General features: G+C 54.0%; 1 rRNA gene (only partly in view). It reads left to right on the plus strand.

The annotated features are described in order from the left end of the window. A 23S ribosomal RNA gene (locus tag ACSDHM_RS00020) occupies nucleotides 1-2,500 on the plus strand (it extends past both window edges: 229 nt to the left, 149 nt to the right).

Here is a 2,500-nt window from a genome sequence, read left to right on the forward strand (position 1 = left end):
TCCGTAAGTAGCGACGAGCGAACGCGGACTAGCCCTTAAGCTGATTTGGTTCTAGGAAAACGCTCTGGAAAGAGCGGCCATAGAAGGTGATAGCCCTGTATCTGAAAGGGCCATTTCAGTGAAGACGAGTAGGGCGGGGCACGTGAAACCCTGTCTGAACATGGGGGGACCATCCTCCAAGGCTAAATACTACTGACCGACCGATAGTGAACCAGTACCGTGAGGGAAAGGCGAAAAGAACCCCGGAGAGGGGAGTGAAATAGAACCTGAAACCGTGTGCGTACAAGCAGTAGGAGCTCCGCAAGGAGTGACTGCGTACCTTTTGTATAATGGGTCAGCGACTTACTGTTCGTGGCAAGCTTAACCGTATAGGGGAGGCGAAGGGAAACCGAGTCTGATAAGGGCGCATAGTCGCGGGCAGTAGACCCGAAACCGGGTGATCTAGTCATGCCCAGGGTGAAGGTGCGGTAACACGCACTGGAGGCCCGAACCCACTCCCGTTGCAAAGGTAGGGGATGAGGTGTGATTAGGAGTGAAAAGCTAATCGAACCCGGAGATAGCTGGTTCTCCTCGAAAGCTATTTAGGTAGCGCCTCATATGTATCCTCTCGGGGGTAGAGCACTGTTATGGCTAGGGGGTCATCGCGACTTACCAAACCATTGCAAACTCCGAATACCGAGACGGACTGTATGGGAGACACACGGCGGGTGCTAACGTCCGTCGTGAAAAGGGAAACAACCCAGACCCACAGCTAAGGTCCCAAATTTTGTGCTAAGTGGAAAACCATGTGGAAAGGCACAGACAGCCAGGAGGTTGGCTTAGAAGCAGCCACCCTTTAAAGAAAGCGTAATAGCTCACTGGTCGAGTCGGTCTGCGGGGAAGATTTAACGGGGCTAAGCACAGAACCGAAGCTTGGGGTGCATACTTCGTATGCGCGGTAGAGGAGCGTTCCGTAAGCCGTTGAAGGTGGATTGAGAAGTCTGCTGGAGGTATCGGAAGTGCGAATGCTGACATGAGTAACGATAATGCGGGTGAAAAACCCGCACGCCGAAAGCCCAAGGTTTCCTTGCGCAACGTTAATCGGCGCAGGGTGAGTCGGCCCCTAAGGCGAGGACGAAAGTCGTAGTCGATGGGAAGCAGGTTAATATTCCTGCACCTCGCGTAAGTGCGATGGAGGGACGGAGAAGGTTAGGTGTACCAGGCGTTGGTTGTCCTGGGGAAAGGCGGTAGGTTTGGATCTTTGGCAAATCCGGGATCCTCTAAGACCGAGCACCGAGACGAGCCTTTATGGCAAAGTCACTGATACCACGCTTCCAGGAAAAGCTCCTAAGCTTCAGCTTACGCAGACCGTACCGTAAACCGACACAGGTGGGTAGGATGAGAATTCTCAGGCGCTTGAGAGAACTCGGGTGAAGGAACTAGGCAACATGGCACCGTAACTTCGGGAGAAGGTGCACCCTTTTTGGTGGCTCGTGCGAGCTATAGCTGAAGAGGGTCGCAGTAACCAGGCCGCTGCGACTGTTTATCAAAAACACAGCACTCTGCAAACACGAAAGTGGACGTATAGGGTGTGACGCCTGCCCGGTGCTGGAAGGTTAATTGATGGGGTCAGCCGCAAGGCGAAGCTCTTGATCGAAGCCCCAGTAAACGGCGGCCGTAACTATAACGGTCCTAAGGTAGCGAAATTCCTTGTCGGGTAAGTTCCGACCTGCACGAATGGCGTAACGACAGCGGCGCTGTCTCCACCCGAGACTCAGTGAAATTGAAATCGCTGTGAAGATGCAGCGTTCCCGTGGCAAGACGGAAAGACCCCGTGAACCTTTACTATAGCTTTACACTGAACGTTGAGTTCGTCTGTGTAGGATAGGTGGGAGGCTATGAAACCATGGCGCTAGCTGTGGTGGAGCCATCCTTGAAATACCACCCTGTCGTGCTTGACGTTCTAACCTGGGCCCATTATCTGGGTCGGGGACCGTGTATGGTGGGTAGTTTGACTGGGGCGGTCTCCTCCTAAAGAGTAACGGAGGAGCTCGAAGGTACGCTCAGCGCGGTCGGACATCGCGCACTGTGTGCAAAGGCATAAGCGTGCTTGACTGCAAGATCGACGGATCAAGCAGGTAGGAAACTAGGACTTAGTGATCCGGTGGTTCTGTATGGAAGGGCCATCGCTCAACGGATAAAAGGTACTCCGGGGATAACAGGCTGATACCGCCCAAGAGTTCATATCGACGGCGGTGTTTGGCACCTCGATGTCGGCTCATCACATCCTGGGGCTGTAGTCGGTCCCAAGGGTATGGCTGTTCGCCATTTAAAGTGGTACGCGAGCTGGGTTCAGAACGTCGTGAGACAGTTCGGTCCCTATCTGCCATGGGCGTTGGAGATTTGAGAGGGGCTGCTCCTAGTACGAGAGGACCGGAGTGGACGAACCTCTGGTGTTCCGGTTGTCACGCCAGTGGCATTGCCGGGTAGCTATGTTCGGAAGCGATAACCGCTGAAAGCA

Origin of the sequence: Stenotrophomonas sp. T8 (assembly GCF_051853085.1) — a bacterium.
In the GTDB taxonomy this organism is placed as follows: Bacteria; Pseudomonadota; Gammaproteobacteria; order Xanthomonadales; family Xanthomonadaceae; genus Stenotrophomonas; species Stenotrophomonas sepilia.